Origin of the sequence: Aromatoleum diolicum (genome assembly GCF_012910955.1) — a bacterium.
Lineage (GTDB): Bacteria > Pseudomonadota > Gammaproteobacteria > Burkholderiales > Rhodocyclaceae > Aromatoleum > Aromatoleum diolicum.
In genome coordinates, this window is sequence record NZ_WTVQ01000023.1 from 48,989 (window position 1) to 63,568 (window position 14,580).

Below are 14,580 nucleotides of genomic sequence, written 5' to 3' on the forward strand. Positions count from 1 at the left end.
TTCGTGATTAGCCTTTGACGGCGCCGGCGGTGAGCCCGCTGACGATGCGCTTCTGGAAGATCAGCACCAGCACGATGATCGGGATCGTCACGACCACCGACGCGGCCATGATGTGCCCCCACGGCAGTTCGTACTGCGAGGCGCCCTGCAGCATGCCGATCGCGACCGGCACGGTGCGGTTCTCGTTGGAGATGATGAAGGTCAGCGCGAACATGAACTCGTTCCACGCACCGATGAAGGCGAGCAGCCCGGTCGTCACCAGCGACGGCCCCATGATGGGCGCGAACACCTTGGTGATGATCACCCACAGGCTCGCGCCATCGACGATCGCGGCCTCCTCCAGCTCCACCGGCAGTGAGCGCATGAAGGTCGTCAGCACCCACACCGTGAAGGGCAGCGAGAAGGTCGTGTAGGACAGGATCAGCGAGCCGATCGAGTCGTACAGGCCGAGGAAGCGCACCAGCTCGAACATCCCCGACAGCACCGCAACCTGCGGGAACATCGACACGCACAGGATCGTGAAGAGGATGTACTTGCGGCCGCGGAAGCGCACCCGTGCCAGCGCGAAGGCCGCGGTGATCGACACCATCAGGCAGATCCCCACCGTCACCGTCGCGACGAGGAAGGAGTTCAACAGGCTGCGTCCGACCCCGTTCTCGCCCAGCGCATTGACGTAGTTCTCCCAGTGGAAGGTGGTCGGCAGGTAGTTCGTCAGGAACAGATCCTGCCCTGTGCGCAGCGAGGTCAGGATCGCGTTGTAGAACGGGAACACGCAGATCACGCTGACGATCAGGGCCGCCAGGTAGATCCAGAATTTCGCGCCCAGCTCTCTCTGTTGGCGTGTGAGTTTCATTGCCCGGCCTCCTTGCCTTCGTGGCTGAAGCGGTTGATCCACAGGAAGCATGCGGCGATGCCTGCAACCATCATGAACACCAGCACCGACGCGGCCGAACCGACCCCCATCTCCTGGAAGGACACCATCTGTTCGCGGGCGTAGCCCGAGATCGAGATCGTCGCCTCGCTGTTCGAAGTCAGCACGTAGATCAGGTCGAACACGCGCAGCGCATCCATCACGCGGAAGATCAGCGCGACGATCATCGCCGGCATGATCAGCGGCAGCGTGATGCGGCGGAAACGCTGCCACGCGGTCGCGCCATCCACACGCGCCGCCTCGTAGAGGTCGGACGGGATCATCTGCAGCGCGGCGAGCAGCATCAGCGCCATGAAGGGCACCGTTTTCCACACATCGGCGATCACCACCGCCCACATCGACAGCGTCGGTTCGGCGATCCACGCGAGCGGCGTCTCGATCAGGCCGACGCGCAGCAGCAGGTCGTTGATCACGCCGTACTGGTCGTGGAACATCCAGCCCCACATCTTCGCCGTCACGATCGTCGGGATCGCCCACGGCACGAGGATCGCCGCACGCACGAGACCCTGCCCGCGAAACTTCTCGTTCATCAGCAACGCGAGCAGCATGCCGAAGAACAGTTCCAGCGACACCGAGCAGGCCGTGAACCACAGCGTGTTGCCGACCGCCTGCCACCACAGCGGGTCGGCGAGGACGCCGAAGCGCTCGCCGTCGGCGAAGTCGAGATAGTTCGCCAGCCCGACGAAGTTGTACTCCTCGGGGGTATCCATCGCGGCGTCGGTAAAGCTGTAGAACAGCGTGCGCAGCAGCGGCCAACCGGCGACGGCGAACAGCAGGATCAGCGCGGGGGCGACCAGCAGCCAGGCGGCACGGGCGCGCCGTTGCTGCAGGCTGCGCTTGCGGCCCGTGGCTTTCGCCGGGGCCGCCTGCGCGGGCGCCGGGGGCGCGACTGCAGCCGATGGCAGCAGGCTCTCGGAATTGTGACTCATTGATTTTTCCTCCAAAGGTTCGACGGGCATCCGCGAGGCGCGCGCCTTTCGTTGGTTATAGGTTCGAAAGGCGCGACAGGCGATTGCGTACGCCGATCGGCGGGGCCGGACCTTCGCTCGGCCCCGCCGGCATTACGGATGCCGATACGTCGACTCCCTGCTTACTTCCATTCCCTGCCCTTGATGCGCTTGAGCTTGTCCTCGAGGTCGGCCACCGCCTGCTCGCCGGTCGCGCGGCCGCTCAGCACGTCGTAGCCGGCGTTGAACATCGCCTTCGACACCTTCGGGAACTGCGAACGCGTAGCGGTCGAGGGACGCGGCACGGCATTCGCGAACACGTCCTTGAACTCCGCGAGGTACGGCGCCTTGGCCTGCACTTCGGCATCCTGGTAGGTATCGATGCGCGCGGGCGGAATGCCCAGCAGCATGAAGGCGCGTTTCTGCGTATCGGCTTCCGAGAGGATGCGCACCAGCTTCACCGCCGCATCCGGGTTCTTCGAGTACGCGCTCACGCCCCACTGCCAGCCGCCGAGCGTCGCGGCATGCAGGCCGTCCTCGCCGCCCTTCGGGATCGGCAGCACGCCGACCTTGCCCTTGACCGGGCTGGTCGCGTCCTGCGTCAGCAGGTAGGCGTAGGGCCAGTTGCGCATGAAGAGCGCGTCGCCGTTCTGGAACACCGCGCGCGACTCCTCTTCCTGGTAACCCATCACGCCCTTCGGCGCGATCGTGCCGACCCAGCTCGCGGCGGTGTTCAGAGCCTTCGCCGCCTTCGGGTTGTTGATCGTCACGTTGCCGGCGGCGTCGACGAAAGTGCCGCCGTTGTAGGACGCAACCCACTCCATCACGTCGCAGGAGAGGCCCTCGTAGGCCTTGCCCTGGAACACGAAGCCCCAGAAGTTCTTCTGCCCCGCGTCGCGCTCGGCCTTCTGGATCTTCGTCGCGATGCGGGTCAGGTCTTCCCAGGTCTTGGGCGGCTGCTCCTTGTACTTTTCCAGCAGGTCCTTGCGGTAGTACATCATCCCGGCATCGACCTGTCCCGGCACGGCCTTGATCCGGCCGTTGACGATGTTGTTCTTCCAGTTGTTGGGGAAGAAGGCCGGCTCCAGGTCCTTCACCTTGTCGGTCAGGTCGAGCATGTGCTTGTCCAGCAGGCCGACCCAGATCACGTCGATCGACAATACGTCGACCGCGTTGCCGTCCTTGGCGGCGAAGATCTGCTGAAACAGCGCAAGTTTCTCGTCGGATGCGGCGGGCATTTCGACGAACGCGAGCTTGTGCGGCGTTTCCTGTTCGAAACGCTGCTTGATGTGCTCGCAGAAGGGCTTCATCGCCCCCGAGATGTTGCACGCCATCTTGAGCGTGTCGGCATGCGCGGCGGGAAGTGCCGCGAACAACAGGGCGCCAAGCGCGGCGGGTAGCAGTTTCTTCATGGTGGTGTCTCCTCCGTAATCTTGAGTTTCGGTAGTGTGTGTTCGGTGCCGGCTCAGCTCACGCGATAGACGCGGGCTTCAAAGGGGCGCAGCGTCAGCCGGCGGGTGTCTTCGTGCGGCGCGACCGGGTAATTCGCGAGCAGCAGGTCTTCGTGGCGCAGCGCGAAACCGTGGTGCTCGCAGCGCGCTTCCCTGCCGGTCAGGTTGGCCATCACGACGATCTGCTCGCTGCCCAGCGTGCGCGTGTAGGCGTAGATCTGCGGATCGCTCTCCAGCAGCAGCGCATAGCGGCCGTGCACCAGCGCCGGTTCGGCCTTGCGCAGCGCGATCAGCCGGCGGTAGTAATTCAGGATCGAATCGGGGTCGCCTTCCTGCTGCGCGACGTTGATCGCCGGGTAGTTCGGATTCACCTTCAGCCACGGTGTCCCGCCGGTGAAACCGGCGTTGGCCGTGGCGTCCCACTGCATCGGCGTGCGCGAGTTGTCGCGCGAGGTGACCGCCAGCCCGGCGATGATGTCGGAGGCCGGCACGCCCTGCGCCCGCTGCAGCGCGTATTCGTTCTTCGCGAACACGTCGTTGAAGTCCTCGATGCCGTCGAAGCGGGTGTTGGTCATCCCGATCTCCTGGCCCTGATAGATGAAGGGCGTGCCCTCCATCAGGAAATACATTGTCGCGAGCGCGGTCGCGCTCTCGCGCCAGTAGTGCTCGACATCGCCCCACTTCGACACGATGCGCGGGATGTCGTGGTTCTCGAGGAACAGCGCGTTCCAGCCGACCTGATGCAGCGTGCCCTGCCAGCGCGAGAAGACCTTCTTCAGCGCGACGACGTCCAGCGCCGCCTTCGGGTCCTGCGCCCACAGGTGCAGGTGCTCGAACTGGAAGATCATGTTGAGGCGGTTGCGGTCGGTGCCGACCCAATCGCGCGCCTGATCGGCGGACACGCCATTGGCCTCGCCCACCGTCATGATGTCGTAGTCGGCGAAGCTGTTCTGGCACAGGTCGTCCATGTAGTCGAGCACGCCGTCGACGTTCATGTGCATGTCCAGGCAGGACACATGGTCGAGCCCTTGCGGGTTCGGCATGTCGGGTAGCCCGGCCACCTTCTTCATGTGGCTCACGGCGTCGAGGCGGAAACCGTCGATGCCCTTGTCCAGCCACCAGCGCACCATGTCGTTGATCGCGGTGCGCACCTCCGGGTTCTCCCAGTTCAGGTCGGGCTGGCGCGTCGAGAAGAGGTGCAGGAAATACTGGCCCGTGGTCTCGTCGTATTTCCATGCCGAGCCCTTGAAGATACTTTCCCAGTTGTTCGGCTCACGGCCACCCTTGCCGTCGCGCCACACATACCAGTCGCGTTTGGGGTTGTCCTTCGACGAGCGCGATTCGATGAACCACGGATGCTCGTCGCTGGTGTGATTGACCACCAGGTCGAGAATCAGGCGCATGCCGCGGGCGTGCACCTCCTCCAGCAAGCGGTCGAAGTCGGCCATCGTGCCGAACTCGTCCATGATTGCCTGGTAGTCGGCGATGTCGTAGCCGTTGTCGTCATTGGGCGACTTGTACATCGGGCAGATCCAGATCACGTCGATGCCGAGCGACTTGAGATAGTCGAGGCGTGCGGTGATGCCATTGAGGTCGCCGATGCCGTCGCCGTTGGAGTCCATAAAGCTGCGCGGGTAGATCTGGTAGGCGACCGCCTCCTTCCACCACTGCGTTTTCACCGTCTTCTTGCCTTGTTCTGTCATTTTGGGGATTCCTCTCGTCAGGCCGCCCGCGCGTCGAGCGCGATGGCGAAGGATTCGTAGGGCTGCAGCACGAGGTCGTTGCCCAGTTCGCTGCAGGGGGTGTAGTTGCTCACCAGGCATTTGCCCGGGATACCGCGCAGGCCGGCCGGCAGTTCCAGCTCGACCGGCTGCGCAGTGAAGTTGTTGATCACCACGATGCGCTCGTCGCCGAGGCGGCGTTCGTAGGCGAACACCTGCGGATGCGCCTCGAAGAGCGGTCGGTAGTCGCCATGTACGATCGCCGGGTGCGCCTTGCGCAGCGCGATCAGCCGGCGGTAGTGATGGAAAATCGAGTCCCGATCGGCGAGCGCCGCGGCGGCGTTGATCTCGCAGTAGTTGGGATTCACCTTCAGCCACGGCTGTCCGCTTGAGAAACCGGCGTTGTCGCTCGCGTCCCACTGCATCGGCGTACGCGCGTTGTCGCGGCCGTTGGCGTAGATGCCTTCCATCATCGCCGCGTGCGACACGCCCGCTGCGGTGCGCTCGCGGTACAGATTCAGCGATTCGATGTCCCGGTAGTCGTCGATCGACTCGAAACGCACGTTGGTCATGCCGATTTCCTCGCCCTGATAGACGTAGGGCGTGCCCCTCAGGAAATGCAGCGCGGTCGCGAGCATCTTCGCCGACTCGACGCGGTAGCGCCCCGGGTCGCCGTACTTCGACACCGCACGCGGCAGGTCATGGTTGCACCAGAACAGCGAGTTCCAGCCAGTGTCGGCAAGCGCGGTCTGCCATTTTGTGATCACCTTCTTGAACTCGCGCAGGTCGAAGGCACGCGGCTTCCACTTCCCCTCGACGGGGTCGTGCGTGATCGTGATGTGCTCGAACTGGAACACCATCGACAACTCGTGGCGCAGCGGGTCGGAGTAGAGCTTCGCGATCTCGGGCGTCGCGCTCCACGCCTCGCCCACCGTCAGCACGTCGCGGTCGCCAAAGGTCGCGGCGTTCATCTCGCGCAACAGCGGATGCAGCCGCGGCGCGTTGGTCGTGATGCCGGCATCGACGTCCTTGCCGATCAGGTCGATCACGTCCATGCGGAAGCCGCCGATGCCGCGATCCAGCCACCAGTTCATCATGCGATGCACTTCCTGCTGGACCTTGGTATTCGCCCAGTTCAGATCCGGCTGGCGCTTCGAGAACAGGTGAAAGTAGGACTCGCCGGTCGCCGCGTCGAATTCCCAGGCGCTGCCGCCGAAGTAGGAGCGCTGCGTATCCGGCGCCGAGCCGTCAGCCTGCGGCGCACGCCAGATGTAGTAGTCGCGGTACGGGTTGTCCTCCGACTTCTTCGCCTCGACGAACCACGGATGCTCGTCGGAAGTGTGATTGACCACCAGGTCCATCACGATGCGGATGTCGCGCCGTGCGGCTTCGGCGATCAGCGTGTCCATCTCGGCGAGCGTGCCGAACTCCGGCGCGATGTCGCAGTAGTCGGAGATGTCGTAGCCGTTGTCGTCCATCGGCGAGCGGAACACCGGCGACAGCCAGATTACGTTGATGCCCAGCGTCTGCAGGTAATCGAGCTTGCCGATGATGCCCGCGAGGTCGCCGATGCCGTCGCCGTTGGCGTCGCAGAAGCTGCGCGGGTAGATCTGATACACGACGGCGTCGTGCCACCACTTCGTTTCCAAGATCAGGCTCCTCGCTTGTTGCCGGCGTGCCGCTCCGCGCCCGAAGGCATCGCGGAAGGCATCGAAAATCCGCTGTTGATGAAGTTTTCTGATGAACTTATAAAATCTTCCAAAGCGGTTTGGATCGTAATCCGAAGCGCTTTGGATGTAAACTGTTTTTCGAGCGCACGATGCAATTTCCAGAACTCGTTAGACTTCGGTCATCAAGCGGGCCGGTCGGGACCGGCCCATCAGTGCCTGAAACAGGCAGAGGGAATGCGGATGAAGGTCAATCTGAAGATGCTGTCCGAGACGCTCGGACTGTCGCAAACCACCGTGAGCCGGGCGCTCAACGGTTACTCGGATGTCAGCGAAGCCACACGCGGGCGGGTTGTCGAGGCCGCGAAGAAGCTCGGCTACCAGCCCAACCCGCAGGCGCGCCAGCTCGCCACGGGCCGGGCCGACGCGGTCGGCATCGTGTATCCGTTTGGCGCGAGCGACATCGGTGACATCCGTTTCGGCGAAGTGGTGTCGGGGATGACCGAAGGGCTCGCGGAACACAAGCTCGACCTGCTGATCCATTCGTCGCGGCCGGATGTCGAACTCGACACCTATCGCCGCCTGATCGACGGTCGCCGTGTCGATGCGCTGGTCGTCGCGCGCACCCGCGTCGATGATCCGCGCATCCGCTTCCTGCAGGAACGCAACTTCCCCTTCGTCGCCTACGGGCGGACGCACAGCCGCACGCCCTACGCGTGGTTCGACTTCGATAACGAGGCCGGCGGCAAGCTCGCGGTCGAGCGCCTGGTCGCACTGGGCCATCGCCGCATCGCCCTCATCCATGCCCCGCTGGAGCTCAACTTCGCCATGCAGCGCTATCGTGGCTTCGTCATCGCCTTGCGTGCAGCCGGCATCGAACCCGATCCCGAGCTGATCCTCGAAGCATCGCTCGATCGCATCGGCGGCTATCAGGCTGTCGGCAAATTGCTGGCGCTGAAGGAGCCGCCAACCGCGCTGCTGGTCGACAACAATGTCGCCGGGGTCGGTGCGTTGCGCGCCCTCGGCGACAGCGGCTGGAAGCCCGGCAAGGGCATGTCGCTGATCGTCTATGACGGCATTCCCACCGAAATCCCGCTGACCTACAAGGTGACGGGCGTGATCCAGCCGACCGGCGAATCGTCCGGCCGCGCAATCGCGGATCTCGTCGTCGGCGTCCTCGCCGGCAAGCCGCTGCCCGAACTGCACAAGCTCGGCGAACCCTGCATCGCCCTGGGCGACACCGACGGCCCGCCTCCGGCCGCCGCACGCCGCAGCCGGGGGAAGGCCATCGGTCAGGAATCCCCCGCCGGGTAAGCCCCGGACTGCGCCGGGGAGCCCCTTGGCAGGATAGCGCTGGCTGCGCACCTTGGCCACGCCGCGAAGCAGATCGGGGTCAGGCCAGCGGGCTCAGAACCACACTTCCATCTGCGCACCCACCAGCCACTTGCTGTCGCCGGTGAATTTGGTGCTACCGAAACCCTCGTTCGCGCCGCCGTCGTAGGTAAAGCCGTTCAGATCCTTGTCCCAGCCCATCCACGTGGCGAACAGGCGCAATTCGGGACGCGCGAAGAAACCCCCACCGGTGTCGAGCTTGAAGGTCGGCGAGACGGTCAGCTTGTAGAAATTGCCCTTCGCCTGCGTGAAGGTGCTGTCTAGGTCCATGTACTGGAAGCTGCCTTCGTACTGCATCGCGAAGTTCTTGTTGATGGCGTTGGTGAAGCGCAGGTTGGCGGACGCCCACTTGTACTCGTCGCCCTTGTTGAAGCGATCCTTGCTGACTTCCGCCATCAGCGCCGGCGAGACTTTCCAGTTGGGCGCGAGATCGGTCACGCCGAAGCTCATCACGCGCAAGGCCTGAGCGTCTTCCAGCAGATTGCCGACCGCGCCGAGCCGCTTGACCTCAGCCCCCAGGCCCCGCCCTGCCAGCACGCCGGTCTTCGAGAAGCCATCGGCAAACCCGTAGAAACTCGGTGCATGGTAGGCGAACAGGCCGTGCAAGCCGCTGGTCGCACGGTCGCTGCCGTTCACGTCGTTGTTCTTCGCATGCATGCCGTTCAGCATGAACTGCCAGTTGCCGACGTAGTTGTTCATTGTGAAGACGTAGCTCTTGATGCCTTCGTCGTCCTCATTGAGGAAGTCGCGACCGTACACCGACACGTTGGTTTTCCAGTCCGGCGTCACCTGGGCATCGTAGACCCCCGCGCCGGTGCCGGAGAGGAAGACGAAATCGCTATCGAAGAAGTGGATGTCGAAGTTCTTCTTGTCGAAGCGCTTGCCCGCCCAGATCGTCGCATTCTCCAGCGCAGTGCCCTTGAAGGTCGGCAGATTGCCCATTTCGGCATAGGCCCAGCGAACGTTGATGCCGTTCTCGCCACCGGTCCAGTCGTTATTGCTGTTGACGCCGTCGGCGAGCATGAATCCGAAGGTCGCCCAGCTGCCGTCTTCCGAGCGGAAGTTCTTCAGCATCTTCGCCTCGGCGTAGGTATCGGTCTCCAGGCCCAGACGGCCCACCGCACCACCCAGATTGCCCGCCGGCGTGATGTAGGGGCCCACGCCCTTGACGGTGAACATGTCGCTGTTCGACACCGTGCCCGAGCGCGCGTAACCGTGGAACTCGAAGGACGATGCGGTTTCCGCAGCGCCTTTGGTAAGCGGCGCCGGCACCTCGCTCGCGGCCTTGGCGGCGGAAGCGGTGGTGTCCGCCTTGCGGGCGACCTCATTGGCCTGCTGCGCCATGGACGTCACCGCACGCAACTGCTCTTCCAGTTTGGCGATACGCGCTTCCAGCTCTTCAACCCGCTGCGACTTGCCATCCTCCGCGGCAGTCGCGCTGCCGCAGAACGCGAGGGCAATACCGATAGCGATTGCGGTGCGCTTGGTCATCATTTTGTTTGTCTCCTCTACCGTTAATGATTGCTGCACTGCCGCCCGTGGCGCCTCTGTGAGCACTCGCGAAGGGCAGAAAAATCCGAGGTAAGCCGTTCCTCTGCGATCGATCCAGGCACCGGCTCCGCGGCGGCCGAAGCCAACACCCGAAGCGCTTTTGCTGGTCACTGACCCGAGTTGCTGCGAAGTGTAGTAATGCTACGAAACAAAGGCAAATTTTTTTGTAGTTTTGGAACAGGCGCACGTGTAATTTTCAATGCAAATGAAATTGCTTTGAGACGTAAGCGTCCGCGGTGTAAGCAAAACATTGCTGCATAAAGGAATTTTCAGAGCACGTCGCCAGAACCGTTCACGCCGTATTGTCTTGTGTATTTTCTTTGCGCCGCATTGCTTTTTGTGTAGTGTTATTCCAAACTTTCAACCGAAAGCGCTTTGGAGCGCAGACTCTACACGAGGTCTCTCATGGCTACTACCCGCACCCTCGATCTGGTCATTTTTGGCGGCACCGGCGACCTGGCAATGCGCAAGCTTTTGCCGGCGCTCTATCACTTGCATTGCGACGGGCTGCTGTCGCCGCAGGCGCGCATCATCGGCACCGCCCGCGACGCGCTCGATGACGAGGGCTACCGGAGCCTTGCCCGCCAACAGGCGGAGCGCTTCCTGGGCCGCGATTTCAGGGGCGAGGACTGGCAGACTTTCGCCGCCCGCCTCGCCTATGCGCCGGTCGATGCGCTCCAGGGCGACAGCTTCGCGGCGCTCGCCGAGCAACTGGCGGCACGCCCCGACGGGCAGCGCGTGTTCTATCTATCGACCGCCCCGGGGCTTTTCTCCGCCATCAGCCGCCATCTGGAAGCCGCGGGCCTCATCGGCAGCGACAGCCGCGTGGTGCTGGAAAAGCCCCTTGGGCACGATCTCGCCTCGTCGCGCCAGATCAACGACGAGGTCGGTCAGTATTTCGGCGAAGAGCAGATCTACCGCATCGATCACTACCTGGGTAAGGAGCCGGTGCAGAACCTCCTCGCGCTGCGCTTCGGCAACGCGCTGTTCGAACCGCTGTGGCGGCGCGAATGGGTGCGCGACGTGCAGATCACCGTTGCCGAACAGGTCGGTGTCGAGGCGCGCGGGGACTTTTACGACCGCGTCGGCGCGATGCGCGACATGGTGCAGAACCACCTGCTGCAACTGTTGTGCATCGTCGCGATGGAGCCGCCCGCGTCGATCAACCCGGACGCGGTACGCGACGAAAAGCTCAAGATCCTGCGCGCGCTGCGCCCTTTCACCGCCGGCGACGTTGCCACGCGTTCGGTGCGCGGCCAGTACCGCGCCGGTGCCAGCGGCGGCCAGCCGGTGGCGGGCTATCTGGAAGAATCCGGCATCGCCGCCGACAGCCGCACCGAAACCTTCGTCGCGCTGAAGGCCGAGATCAACACCTGGCGCTGGGCCGGCGTGCCCTTCTTCCTGCGCACCGGCAAGCGCATGCAGGACAAGGTCGCCGAGATCGTCATCAACTTCCGCTCCGTGCCGCATTCGATCTTCGGCATCCCGGCCTCGCCCCTCCACGCCAATCGCATGGTGATTCGCATGCAGCCGGAAGAGACCGTGGACCTGCACCTACTCGCCAAACAGCCCGGCGACGTGATGCAGTTGCAGCCGGTGCGCCTCAACCTGGATTTCGCCGAGGCCTTCCGCAGCCGCCGCCTCGAAGCCTATGAACGCTTGCTGATGGACGTGATGCGCGGCAATCTGACACTGTTCGTGCGGCGCGACGAACAGGAAGCCGCGTGGCGCTGGGTCGAACCCATCCTCGCCGGCTGGGATGCCACGGGCGAACGACCCAAGCCCTACACCGCCGGCACTTGGGGCCCGGCCGCGTCGAGCGCGTTGCTGTCGCGCGACGGCCTGTCCTGGCACGAGGAAATCTGACGGCTCCGCCCGATCGGCGCATTCCGTTTGCACTGAATTGATCTAAGGAATACGGATGTTCTCAGGATCCCCCGACACCTTTCCGCGCCTCGTCGGCGACATCGGCGGCACCAATGCGCGCTTCGCGCTGATCACGGCGCCGGGGCGGGAAATCGCGGCGATGCGCACCCTGCCCTGCGCCGACTTCGCCGGTCCCGCCGAAGCGATCGAACATTACCTTGCGGAAAATGCGCTCCCGCGCCCGCGCTGGTGCGCCTTCGGCATCGCGAACCCGGTCGACGGCGACTTCGTCAAGATGACCAATCATGACTGGGCGTTTTCGATCAACGCCCTGCGCGAGCGGCTGGGGCTCGAACACCTGCAGGTCATCAATGACTTCACCGCGCTCGCGATGTCTCTCCCGGCGCTGGCGGAAGCGGATGTCGTTCAGATCGGCGGCGGCGAACCGGTCGCGCAACGCGCAATCGGCCTGCTCGGCGCCGGCACCGGACTTGGTGTTTCGGGCCTCATCCCTTGCGGCGGCGACTACGTGCCCCTCGACGGCGAAGGTGGTCACGTCACGCTCGCCGCAAGCAATTCGCACGAGGCCGCGCTGATCGCGTGGCTCGCGACCCGTTACCCCCACGTGTCCGCCGAGCGCGTGCTGTCCGGCCCCGGCCTGGTGGCCCTGTATGAAGCCGAAGCCGCCGTGGCAGGCCACACCGCGGAGCCGCTGAGCGCCGCGGAAATCAGCCGCCGCGCCTTGGCGCGCAGTTCGCTGCTGTGCGTGGCCACCGTCGATACCTTCTGCGCCCTGCTCGGCACCATCGCCGCGAACCTCGCGCTGGTGCTCGGCGCGCGTGGCGGCATCTACATTGGCGGCGGCATCGTGCCGAAGCTGGGCGCGTTCTTCGCCCGCTCAGGCTTTCGCGAGCGTTTCGAGCACAAAGGGCGTTTCAGCGAATATCTGGCGTCGATCCCGACCTACGTGATCCACGCGCCCTACCCCGGCTTGCTGGGCGCGGCGCGGGTGCTCGAGCGTGCTGCCGGGCGATCGTGACCGCCGCGCAAGCTCCAGGTCCGGGGCTTGCGCGGCGGCCGTGACGTCCCGCAAGCCTGCTACTTCTCCGCAAAACAGTAGAACAAGCCATCGCCTCCGGTTCCGCGCAACGCCGTCTGGTTGCAGCCGTCGCGGGTCATGTGAGCGGAGTTCCAAGACGTCGCCCAGCTGTGCGATACGGGCCCGGCACGGTCGTGATGCCCGGTCATCGCAGCGCCCTCATCACCGTTTTTCGTCCAGTTGCCGCACGTCATGTCCGCGAACGGCGGGCTGGGCGGAAACGCCGTCCCGTCGGGGCGAGAGCCGGTGAGAATGTCGTGCCGGTTGGGTTTCTCCGTGCGCCCATTGACCATCGCGCCTTTCTCGTCGAGCGCCGATTCCTTGGTCAAATTGGCATTGGGCGAGTGGAGTTCCTCGACGTTGTTGGCGATCAGCACCCCCTTGGCGTTGAACCAGGGGCCGCTGCCGATCCGGTCGCGCGCATGAACCGCATTGGCGTCGCCAAGCGCCGCCGCCTGGGTGCTCAGGTAGGCGCGCCAGGTCCGTTTGCCGGCACCGGCCGCGGCGGCCAGCGACTGGCAATGCCGATCCGCGCCATCGAGGCCGCCGAGATTGGCCCCATCGCCCGTTCCGACGCTGGTGATAAAGAACGACATGTCGGCGCCGACCGCGGTCGTTGTCGCTGCGCCCCACAAGAAGAACGAACTGGCCAGAACCGTCAAGGTCTTCGTCGCGCTGTGCATGGAACGCTCCTTCTTCGAGTTGTTGGACTCATTTAGATGGAATGCACGCGGATGAGTTCTCGGCTCCGGGCACTGCGGGCGCGCGGCGCGGGCCCGCCCGTGGTGCAGATGCGGATTAAGCCGCGACCGACTCCAGCGTCGGATAGTCGATGTAGCCGACCGGGCCGGGCGCGTAGAAGGTCTGCGGGTTCGGCGTGTTGAGCGGTGCATTGCGCTTCAGGCGCTGCACCAGGTCCGGGTTGGCGATGAACATGCGGCCGAAGGACACCGCGTCCGCCCTGCCCGACTCGACCGCCGCGATGGCCATTGCGCCGTCATAGCCGTTGTTGGCGATGTAGGTACCCTTGAACGTCCTGCGCGCCCAGGCATAGTCGAAGCCCGGCAGCTCGCGCGAGCCGCCGGTCGCGCCTTCGACGAAGTGGATGAAGGCGATGCCGCGCTTGTTCAGCTCTTCCACCAGATAGCCGAACACCGCCTGCGGGTCGTTGTCCGACAGGTCGTTGGCAGGGGTGACCGGGGACAGGCGAATGCCGACGCGGCCGGCACCGACTTCGGCAATCACGGCATCCACGACTTCGAGCGCGAAACGGGCGCGGTTTTCCACCGATCCGCCATAGCTGTCGGTGCGCTTGTTCGCCCCGTCGCGCAGGAACTGGTCGATCAGGTAGCCGTTGGCGCCGTGGATTTCGACGCCGTCGAAGCCGGCGCGGATCGCATTCGCCGCGCCATGACGGAATTCATCCACCACGCTGGCGATGTCTTCGACGCTCAACGCACGCGGCTGCGGAACGTCGACCTTGCCATTGCGCGTATAGGCGATGGTCCTGGGCTGGATGGCCGACGGTGCAACCGGATGGGCGCCGCCCGTGAGATCGGGGTGGGTGATCCGGCCGACGTGCCAGATCTGCGCGACGATCTTCGACCCCGCCTCATGCACCGCCTTCACGATCGGTTTCCAGCCTTCGACCTGCGCGTCCGAATAGATCCCCGGTGTGGCCATGTAGCCCTTGCCCGCCGGCGACACCTGCGTGCCTTCGCTGATGATCAGGCCTGCATTGCTGCGTTGCCGGTAGTACTCGATGTTCATTGCGCTGCCCGGAATGTCGCCAGCCGCCTCATCGGCGCGGCTGCGCGTCAGCGGCGCCATGACGACGCGGTTGGCGACTTCGATGGCACCGATGCGCGCGGGCTGGAAGAGTTTGCGGTGATCGATTTCGGCGCCGTTGCTGACGGCATGCGGGAGGGGAGCGTTCATGGTGTCGGGTTCCGTTG

Annotated in this window: 11 protein-coding genes; 3 read left to right on the forward strand and 8 right to left on the reverse strand. The window is 64.5% G+C overall.

Annotated elements, in window-relative coordinates:
* Positions 1–7: 7 nt before the first annotated feature.
* The 5 genes from GPA25_RS14310 to GPA25_RS14330 all read right to left on the reverse strand — a co-directional run bounded on the left by GPA25_RS14310 (position 8) and on the right by GPA25_RS14330 (position 6,699).
* On the reverse strand, positions 8–853 hold the full coding sequence (locus GPA25_RS14310) for a carbohydrate ABC transporter permease (RefSeq protein WP_169261089.1): 846 nt from the start codon (positions 851–853) through the stop codon (positions 8–10).
* Positions 850–1,860, reverse strand: a complete 1,011-nt coding sequence (locus tag GPA25_RS14315) for a carbohydrate ABC transporter permease (RefSeq protein ID WP_169261090.1) — start codon at positions 1,858–1,860, stop codon at positions 850–852. Before GPA25_RS14315 ends, GPA25_RS14310 begins: the two co-directional genes overlap by 4 nt.
* A gap of 161 nt (positions 1,861–2,021) precedes the next feature.
* Positions 2,022–3,290 carry an ABC transporter substrate-binding protein gene (locus GPA25_RS14320; RefSeq protein ID WP_169261091.1) on the reverse strand — a complete coding sequence of 423 codons (1,269 nt, stop codon included), beginning with the start codon at positions 3,288–3,290 and terminating at the stop codon, positions 2,022–2,024.
* 53 nt (positions 3,291–3,343) lie between these two features.
* Positions 3,344–5,032 carry a glycoside hydrolase family 13 protein gene (locus tag GPA25_RS14325; protein WP_169261092.1) on the reverse strand — a complete coding sequence of 563 codons (1,689 nt, stop codon included), beginning with the start codon at positions 5,030–5,032 and terminating at the stop codon, positions 3,344–3,346.
* 17 nt (positions 5,033–5,049) lie between these two features.
* Positions 5,050–6,699, reverse strand: a complete 1,650-nt coding sequence (locus GPA25_RS14330; RefSeq protein WP_169261093.1) for a glycoside hydrolase family 13 protein — start codon at positions 6,697–6,699, stop codon at positions 5,050–5,052.
* Between the two features lie 261 nt (positions 6,700–6,960).
* Between GPA25_RS14330 and GPA25_RS14335 the strand changes: the two genes are divergently transcribed.
* Entirely contained in the window at positions 6,961–8,031 is a 1,071-nt protein-coding gene (locus tag GPA25_RS14335; RefSeq protein WP_169261094.1) for a substrate-binding domain-containing protein, read from the forward strand.
* Between the two features lie 93 nt (positions 8,032–8,124).
* Here GPA25_RS14335 and GPA25_RS14340 read toward each other — a convergent pair whose 3' ends face one another.
* A complete protein-coding gene (locus GPA25_RS14340; protein WP_169261095.1) occupies positions 8,125–9,603 on the reverse strand; it encodes a carbohydrate porin in 1,479 nt (492 codons plus the stop codon).
* Between the two features lie 462 nt (positions 9,604–10,065).
* On the opposite strand from GPA25_RS14340, the gene zwf reads away from it, so the two are divergent.
* Together zwf and GPA25_RS14350 are read left to right on the forward strand one after the other, a co-directional pair.
* On the forward strand, positions 10,066–11,526 hold the full coding sequence (gene zwf / locus GPA25_RS14345) for a glucose-6-phosphate dehydrogenase (protein ID WP_169261096.1): 1,461 nt from the start codon (positions 10,066–10,068) through the stop codon (positions 11,524–11,526).
* A gap of 55 nt (positions 11,527–11,581) precedes the next feature.
* Positions 11,582–12,565, forward strand: coding sequence for a glucokinase (locus GPA25_RS14350; RefSeq protein WP_169261097.1), 984 nt, complete (start codon positions 11,582–11,584; stop codon positions 12,563–12,565).
* Positions 12,566–12,624: 59 nt separating this feature from the next.
* Here GPA25_RS14350 and GPA25_RS14355 read toward each other — a convergent pair whose 3' ends face one another.
* Positions 12,625–13,308, reverse strand: coding sequence for a hypothetical protein (locus tag GPA25_RS14355; protein WP_211163127.1), 684 nt, complete (start codon positions 13,306–13,308; stop codon positions 12,625–12,627).
* A gap of 115 nt (positions 13,309–13,423) precedes the next feature.
* On the reverse strand, positions 13,424–14,563 hold the full coding sequence (locus GPA25_RS14360; RefSeq protein ID WP_211163128.1) for an alkene reductase: 1,140 nt from the start codon (positions 14,561–14,563) through the stop codon (positions 13,424–13,426).
* Positions 14,564–14,580 lie beyond the last annotated feature (17 nt).